The organism is Stenotrophomonas sp. UBA7606 (genome assembly GCF_002477705.1).
GTDB lineage: Bacteria > Pseudomonadota > Gammaproteobacteria > Xanthomonadales > Xanthomonadaceae > Stenotrophomonas.
Window position 1 is genome coordinate 1 of sequence record NZ_DLJW01000035.1, and the last position, 7400, is coordinate 7400.

9 protein-coding genes are annotated in these 7400 nt (G+C 65.1%); 5 read left to right on the forward strand and 4 right to left on the reverse strand.

The features are described 5' to 3' along the window. Nucleotides 1-751 (forward strand): LysR family transcriptional regulator substrate-binding protein (locus B2527_RS05390; RefSeq protein ID WP_293706507.1); only part of this gene is annotated, 751 nt, incomplete at its 5' end. Between the two features lie 177 nt (nucleotides 752-928). Further along, nucleotides 929-1837: a LysR substrate-binding domain-containing protein gene (locus B2527_RS05395; RefSeq protein WP_293706508.1), complete on the forward strand. Its 909-nt coding sequence runs from the start codon at nucleotides 929-931 to the stop codon at nucleotides 1835-1837. A 194-nt stretch (nucleotides 1838-2031) separates the two neighbouring features. On the opposite strand, the gene B2527_RS05400 is transcribed toward B2527_RS05395, so the two are convergent. From B2527_RS05400 to B2527_RS05410, 3 genes are all read right to left on the reverse strand, one after another. After that, nucleotides 2032-3318: an MFS transporter gene (locus B2527_RS05400; RefSeq protein ID WP_293706509.1), complete on the reverse strand. Its 1287-nt coding sequence runs from the start codon at nucleotides 3316-3318 to the stop codon at nucleotides 2032-2034. Between the two features lie 194 nt (nucleotides 3319-3512). Then, the gene (gene lepB / locus B2527_RS05405) at nucleotides 3513-4121 is read right to left on the reverse strand and encodes a signal peptidase I (protein WP_414717003.1); all 609 of its coding nucleotides are present in this window, start codon (nucleotides 4119-4121) and stop codon (nucleotides 3513-3515) included. A gap of 66 nt (nucleotides 4122-4187) precedes the next feature. Continuing rightward, on the reverse strand, nucleotides 4188-4868 hold the full coding sequence (locus tag B2527_RS05410; protein ID WP_293706511.1) for a hypothetical protein: 681 nt from the start codon (nucleotides 4866-4868) through the stop codon (nucleotides 4188-4190). Between the two features lie 318 nt (nucleotides 4869-5186). Here B2527_RS05410 and B2527_RS05415 point away from each other — a divergent pair, with 318 nt between their 5' ends. Genes B2527_RS05415 through B2527_RS05425 form a run of 3 tightly spaced genes read left to right on the forward strand, consistent with a single transcriptional unit; the run spans nucleotide 5187 to nucleotide 6340 of the window. Next, nucleotides 5187-5585 carry a hypothetical protein gene (locus B2527_RS05415; RefSeq protein ID WP_293706512.1) on the forward strand — a complete coding sequence of 133 codons (399 nt, stop codon included), beginning with the start codon at nucleotides 5187-5189 and terminating at the stop codon, nucleotides 5583-5585. Between the two features lie 3 nt (nucleotides 5586-5588). Further along, nucleotides 5589-6035 (forward strand): 3-dehydroquinate dehydratase, encoded by a 447-nt coding sequence (locus tag B2527_RS05420; RefSeq protein WP_293706513.1) that lies wholly within the window; start codon nucleotides 5589-5591, stop codon nucleotides 6033-6035. A gap of 29 nt (nucleotides 6036-6064) precedes the next feature. Beyond that, entirely contained in the window at nucleotides 6065-6340 is a 276-nt protein-coding gene (locus tag B2527_RS05425; protein WP_293706514.1) for a hypothetical protein, read from the forward strand. A gap of 70 nt (nucleotides 6341-6410) precedes the next feature. Here the strand turns inward: B2527_RS05425 and B2527_RS05430 are convergent. Continuing rightward, the coding region (locus tag B2527_RS05430; RefSeq protein ID WP_293706515.1) for a M3 family metallopeptidase at nucleotides 6411-7400 on the reverse strand (990 nt) is incomplete at its 5' end.

Sequence of the window (7400 nt, forward strand, 5' to 3'; positions counted from 1 at the left end):
CCGCGAGGGCCAGCTGCTGTACGACATGGCACAGCCGCTGGTGGAAAGCCTGGACGGGCTGCTGCCGCGGTTCCGCGAGAAGGTCAGCGGGCTGGATGCCGGCGAGCTCAATATCGCCGCAAATTCGTCGACCATCCTGTACCTCCTGCCGAAGATCGTCGAAAACTTCCGCCAACAGCACCCGGATGTGCGCCTGACCCTGCACAACGCGATCAGTGCCGACGGCACCGACCTGCTGCGCAGCGACGCCGCCGACCTGGCCATCGGCTCGATGATGGATGTGCCCGCCGACCTCAGCTATGCACCGGTCTACCGCTTCGAGCAGGTGCTGATCACTCCGCCCGACCACCCGCTGGCGAAGAAAAAAAACCTGACGCTGGAAGACCTGTCACCGTGGCCGCTGATCCTGCCGCCGCGCCGGCAGATCACCTGGCGGCTGGTTGACCTGGTGTTCCAGCAGCACCGCGTGCCGTATACGGTGGCGCTGGAAGTGGGCGGCTGGGAGGTGATCAAGCAATACGTGGCAATGGGCATGGGCATCAGCATCGTCACTGCCCTGTGCCTGAACGACAGTGACCGCGACAAGCTGGCGACGCGGGCGATGAGCGACTACTTCCCCTCACGCAGCTATGGCGTGGTGGTGCGCCGGGGCAAGGTGCTGTCGCCGCAGGCCCGCGCGTTTGTGGAGCTGATCCAGCCGGACCTGTTTGCGCCGCGGCAATACGACGATACCGGGCATTCGGAGCGGTAGGTTTTTTGGTTTTGCCCTTGAGCCGTCATTCCCGCGCAGGCGGGAGTCGCTCCTGCTTCTGCCCGGCTCTGGCCTTTGCCCTGGCCCTCTCACACCCCGCATGAAGCGATCCCCGCCTACGCGGGGATGACGAACTGATGGTTGGTCGGTGAGGCCCTCGCGACCTAGACTGCCACGATGTCTTTGGAACTCCGCCACCTGCGCTACTTCCTGGCCGTCGCCGACACCTTGCACTTCGGCCGTGCGGCCGAGCGCCTGGGCATGTCGCAACCGCCGCTCAGCCAACAGATCCGGCAACTGGAGACCCTGCTTGGCGCGCAGTTGTTCGTACGCAGTCACCGCCGCGTGCAGCTCACGCCCGCTGGCGAGGTGCTGCTGGACCAGGCGCGCGACATCCTGCAGCGCGTGGACAAGGCGGTGGACACGGTGCAGCGTGCGCAACGTGGCGAGAGCGGCGAACTGCGCATCGGGTTGACCCGCGCCACGCCGCTGTCGCCGCAGATACCCCGCGCGATCTTCAGCTACCGCCAGCAGCACCCGCAGGTGCAGATGCAGCTGCGCGAGATGAACAGCCTGCGCCAGATCGAGGCCCTGCTTGCCGACGAACTGGACGTGGGCATCATCCGCAAGCGCGTGCTGCCGGACGAACTGACGGCACAGCATCTATTTGATGACCCACTGGCGCTGGTGGTGCATGCCAGCCACCCGGCGCTGCGTGGCAAGGCCCCCGCGAGCGCGCGCCTGTCGCTCAAGCAATTCGCACTCGACCCGTTTGTCGGCTTCTCACGCGACTCGGGTGCGGGCATCCACGATCATGTGATTACTCTGTGCCGCAATGCCGGCTTCAGCCCGCGGATCGTGCAGGAAGCAGGCGAATCATCGACCTTGATCAGCCTGGTCGCAGCCGGACTGGGCGTCTGCGTGCTGCCCTCCTCCTGCAGCCACATCCAGGTGGAGGGCGCGTGCTTTGTCGCACTGGCCGACCGTGGCGCGGCGTCGGAGATCCAGCTGGCGTGGCGACGTGAAGCGGTGACGCCGTTGTTGCGGCAGTTCATTGCGTTGTTGAAGCGGGAAGTGGCTGGTTGAAGACAGCCAGAGCAAAGAGCTGAAGCAACAACAAAAGCCCCCCTCCCCAACCCTCCCCTTGCCTGCGGCAAAGGGAGGGAGCTGAGCTCTGCCCCCTCCCTTGCGCATAGCGCAGGGGAGGGTTGGGGAGGGGTGCTGTTAGCTGTTAGCTGTTAGCTGCCAGGTGATCGCTGTTAGGTGCTAGCCGCCAACCCTCACCGAACCAGCAACAACCCCGTCGTATCCTCCAGCCGCCGCCACAACCGCCAGGCCGCACCCACACCGGCCAAGGTCAGCACCAGACAGAAACCGCACACACCCGCCCAGCCCCAGTGCGTATAGAACACGCCACCCAGCGCACCCAGCACGCTGGAGCCCAGGTAGTACGAGAACAGATACAGCGCCGACGCCTCGGCACGCAGCCCACCGGCGCGCACACCGACCCAGCTGCTGGCCACCGAATGACCACCAAAAAATCCAAACGTCACCAAGGCGATGCCCATGGCCATTACCAGCAGCCAGGGCAGCGCCAGCAACAACACGCCCAACAGCACCAGGCCGAACGACAAGGCCAGCACCGGCGCGCGCCCCATGCGATTGGCCAACTGCCCCATCCACGCCGAGCTGACGCTGCCCACCAGATACACGGTGAAGATCAGCCCCACCACGGTCTGGCTCAGGCCATAAGGCGGCGCCAGCAGGTGGTAACCCAGATAGTTGTAGAGCGTCACGAACACGCCCAGCAGCAGGAAGCCGCAGGCAAACAACCACGGCAGCGCGGCATCGCGGAACAAGCCGGCGAAACGTGCGGGCAGTTGTGCCGGCTCGGCACGTTTGGCACGAAAATGGCGCGATGCTGGCAATTGCGTCCACAGCGCTACGGTTGCCAACAAGGCGATCACGCCGACCGCGGCTATACCGGCACGCCAGCCCCAATGGTCGGCGACCACACCGGCGATCAAGCGCCCGCTCATGCCACCCACCGCGTTGCCGCCGATATACAGGCCCATCGCCAGCCCCAGTGCGCGGCTGTCCATTTCCTCGACCAGCCAGGTCATCGCCACCGCAGGCACGCCGCTCAGGCTCAGGCCGAGCAAGGTGCGCAATACCAGCAAGGTGTTCCAGTCATCGGTCAATGCAGTGCCAAGCGTCAACAAGGCGGAGCTGAGCAGCGAGGCAACCATCACCGGGCGCCTGCCCACCCGGTCGGAGACGATGCCTGCCACCAGCATCGCCACGGCCAACACGCCGGTGCTTGCCGACAAGGCCAGGGCGCTGTTGCTGGCGCTGATGCCGAAGTGATTGCTGAAGCCGGGCAGCAGCGGCTGCACGCAGTACAGCACGCCAAAGGTGGCAAAGCCGGCCATGAACAGCGCCAGCACTGCACGGCGGAAATCAGCGCTGTGCTGCTGGATATGAGGGTGGTCATCGGCCGGGGCCGGCACCGCCAATGGCGGCAGGGAATCACGGCACGCCATGGCGTCCGTACGATCAGGTTCCATCGCATCGAGGCCTGCCAGGGCAGGCCGGTTGGTTGAACACGTGCGCCAGCTTGGACCCTTTCATCCAGTCGATCCATAACCTGCTACATACCGATTGATATGTTTTAGGTATTGATCAGCACGGAACTCCGCAGCTTGCAGCCCAGCGCACTACACCAGCCCATCTTGAGCGCGAGCTTGGGCACCACTGCCGGTCAAAGCCGCTGCCACGCCGGCCCCTGCCCGCGCCGCCAGTACACCGCCACCGCTTTGCCGTAGACCGTATCGGCATCGACCAGACCGAAGAAGCGCCCATCAAAACTGTTGCCGCGGTGATCGCCCAGCACCAGCAGCTTGCCCGCCGGGATGATGATGCCGGCAATGTCCGGGCCGCCGCCCTCCTCCAGGTCCAGGCTTACCTGCTTGTTGCCGAACAGCTCACCCGCCAGCGCATGCTGCAGCGGCCGCCCATTGATGCTCAGGTAGCCGTCATGCAATTGCACGCGGTCGCCCGCTACCGCCACCACCCGCTTGATCAAGCGGGTGCCGTCGGCAGGCGAATCGAATACCGCAACATCGCCGCGCTGCGGCTGGCCGGTAGCCAATAGCCGCACCGGGGTGAACGGCAGGCGCAGGCCGTAAGCACGCATGTCGACCGCAACCCGGTCACCGGGCTGCAGCGTCGGCTGCATGGAGCCACTGGGCACCTGGTAATGGTTGGCCAGGCTGTCGCGCGCCGCACCCAGCAACAACAGCATCACCATCAGCGGCAGCGCTTCACGCCGCAGCCAAGCCAGAACCGGGTGCGGATCACGCTCTACCATGGTTTCGCCCATGACACTCTCCTGAAGGATGACCTCAGGTGGACCGGGGCGGCCGGCAGAAGTTCCTCACAACCGACGCATGGCGTGCTCCGCCGTGGCGCCCCCCGCCGGTTGTACTGCCGGCGTGCGCAGCCGCTGTGCCACATGCGCCAGGCTGCCAGCGAGGATGAAGGTGTAGCCAAGCAGTTCGGTGGTTTCCTCGATGGCGTTCTTGAACACCCGGATGTAGCTGTCGTCCAGCAAGCCCTGCCACAGCGAGGTCAGGCCGATCAGGCGTGCATAGCACAACAACAGCACCAGCCCGATGGTCATCAAGGTACCGGCGCGGGTGCCGAGAAAGCGCACCAGCCCCGAGAGCGCTGCGCGCCATTGCCGGGAAGCATAGAAAAGGCAGCCCATCGCCACCGGCAATGCCAACCACTTCCATAACCCATGCAGCAGCAGATCAAACAGCGCATCCATCTCACGCAGCAGCATGCAGGCAAACAAGCCCGCTGCCAGCACCGCGAAGCGGCGGTCCTCCACACGCCTGCGTGCCAATCGCACAAAGGCCAGCACACTGGCCAGCAGGAAGCCCTCCTGGGTCAGCTCCACCAGGGACCACTCACCCACCCCATCGCCCAGCCAATGGATATCGCAATACAGCAGCAGTGCCGGCAAGCTGACCATCAGCGCGAACACGCCGGTGCGGGTGAGATGGGAAAGCAGGAATCGATAGTCGTTGTTCACGTCATGCAGCGCCGACACGGGCGCATCCAATAGCAACAGGGGGAGTTCACCAGGCGCGCAGTGATCCGTGCAGCGCACGGGTCCGGCAAAAGGAGTGATGGGGCGTATTTTCCCATGTGCGCACGCCTGCAGGCAGAGAGCCAACGGAACACTGCCGTCCGCATTGGCGACACATGCGGCAAACACATCGGCGGGCAACTGCGTACACAACAACACCGGCCCTACGCGAAATGCTACGCAGTATTTACGCCTGAACGACCACGCACCATGGCGCGGTTACGGGGCCTGCGCGCATCGTGGCATCACCGCGCCCCGAGGCGCATCGTTGGAAAGAACATGACCATCCTGTTGATCCAGCAACGCAGTGTGGACGCACCTGCCGAGGTACCGGCGCTGCCTGCCGAGCTGGCCGGGCATGCACTGCAGTGCCAGCAGTGCACGTCGTTGCCGGGACTGTTGCGGTGCCTGCGCGCCGCGCGCCATAGCCAGCCAATGTGGCTGCTGCTCGAGTCGATCAGCGCCAGCGCAGCGCAATGGCACCGCCATGCGGCAGCCTTGCGTGGCGCATTGGATGCGCTGCCCATGCCCTACATCGAGATCGCCCGCTGCGATGCCGACGCCCTGGACAGCCACCTGCAACCACACCATGCCCCCGTCGCCCTGGTCTGCGGCAGCGGCGCGCGACAACTGTCGCTGGCCATCACCACGCGTCGCCTGCTGGCGCAGGAGGCCTGAGCCATGTCGATCTTCATCGTGCGTGGCCCGGAAGGCAGCGGCCCGTTGCAACAGGCGGCCGCCCCGTTGCCAGCAGCAGTGATGGCCGCACTGGTGCGGCGCGCACTGGATAGCGGCACCAGCATCGCCGTGCGTAACTGCCGCTGCGAGCAGGAGCTGATCGAGGCGCTGTGCGCTGCCGATCACGGCACAGGTGAAGTCACCCTGCTGGCGCCGGGTGCCTGCGTGCGCAGCACGCGCCTGCATCGCCTGCTGCCGCATCTGCACAATGCCTACGTCGAGGTACATGACGATGATGGACGCATGCAGCCGCCGGGGCTGCCCCACCACGGCAGGCGGCTGGCAGTGGCACGGGGCTTCCGCGCGCAGAGCTATGTACTGGCCCTGGAGATCGCACTGGAACACCTGGGCTGCAATGAGGCCGGCAACCGCGTCCACGTGGGCACCTGACCTCCCGCAGCACCCTTCTGGACGACCCGATGAAAACCCGCTCCGTGCCCGACCATGAGCCACGGTACTGCAGCCAATGCCATGGCACGTCCGCTGGCAGCAACGGCAGGCAGTACATCGCCAGCTACGGGGTGCATGTGGACGGCCACGCCTTCTGGTGGGGCCACCTGGCCCTGCACCTGGTTGATGGCGATGCCCTGTTGCAGGATCCACAGGCTTTGCTGGATGCCCTGTGCGCCCGCGCCGCCGGGCGCCATGACGTGGCCGCGGTGCAGATGCGGCTGGTCATGATCAGCCGCCTGTGACCAACTGCAATGACAAACGGCAGGGTTTCCCCTGCCGTTCGTCGTTTCACACAATCACGCTGGCGCGTGCTTACTTCAGGCCACGGTTGTGCAGCAGCGGCTCGACGCTCGGGTCCTTGCCGCGGAACTCGCGGTAGGCCGTCGCCAGATCACGCGTATTGCCGATCGACAGGATCTTGTCGCGGAACACCTGGCCGTTCTCACGGCTCAGGCCACCGTTCTCCTTGAACCACTCGAAGGCATCGTGGTCGATCATCTCCGCCCAGAAGTAGGCGTAGTAACCGGCCGAGTAACCGCCACCCCAGATATGGTCGAAGTAGCTGCTGCGGTAACGCGGCGGCACCTGGGCCAGGTCCACCTTGTAGCGCTTCAGCGCATCGGCTTCGAACTTGTCCACGTCCTGCAGCGGTGCGTCAGCGCCCTGCGTATGCCAGGCCAGGTCGAGCAGCGCCGCCGACAGGTACTCGGTGGTCATATAGCCCTGGTTGAAGGTCTTGGCCTTGGCGATCTTGTCGACCAGCTCCTGCGGCATCGCTGCCTTGGTCTGGTAGTGCTTGGCGTAGTTGGCAAACACCTTCGGGTCCGAGGCCCAGTGCTCGTTGAACTGCGACGGAAACTCGACGAAGTCACGCGGCACGCCGGTGCCGGCCACGCTGGGGTACCTGGTCCTGGAGAACATGCCATGCAGGGCGTGGCCGAACTCGTGGAACATGGTGGTCACGTCGTCCCAGCTCAGCAGCGCTGGCTGGCCGGCGGCAGGCTTGGTGAAGTTGCTGACGTTGTAGACCACCGGCTTGGTGCCGGTCAGGCCGTCCTGCTCGACGAACACGTCCATCCAGGCGCCACCGGACTTGCTGTCGCGCTTGAAGAAATCGGCATAGAACAGCGCCAGCGGCTGGCCGTCGGCGTCGGTGACTTCAAACACGCGCACATCCGGGTGGTAGACCGGCAGGTCCTTGCGCTCCTTGAAGGTCAGGCCATAGAGCTGGTTGGCGGCGAAGAAGACGCCGTTCTGCAGCACGTTGTCCAGCTCGAAGTAGGGCTTGATCTGCGACTCGTC

Excerpts from the sequence above, each read along its gene's own strand:
- B2527_RS05420 (WP_293706513.1), top strand. The coding sequence starts at position 5,589 with ATGTCGATCTTCATCGTGCGTGGCCCGGAAGGCAGCGGCCCGTTGCAA.
- lepB (WP_414717003.1), bottom strand. The coding sequence starts at position 4,121 with ATGGTAGAGCGTGATCCGCACCCGGTTCTGGCTTGGCTGCGGCGTGAA.
- B2527_RS05395 (WP_293706508.1), top strand. The coding sequence starts at position 929 with ATGTCTTTGGAACTCCGCCACCTGCGCTACTTCCTGGCCGTCGCCGAC.
- B2527_RS05400 (WP_293706509.1), bottom strand. The coding sequence starts at position 3,318 with ATGGAACCTGATCGTACGGACGCCATGGCGTGCCGTGATTCCCTGCCG.
- B2527_RS05415 (WP_293706512.1), top strand. The coding sequence starts at position 5,187 with ATGACCATCCTGTTGATCCAGCAACGCAGTGTGGACGCACCTGCCGAG.
- B2527_RS05425 (WP_293706514.1), top strand. The coding sequence starts at position 6,065 with ATGAAAACCCGCTCCGTGCCCGACCATGAGCCACGGTACTGCAGCCAA.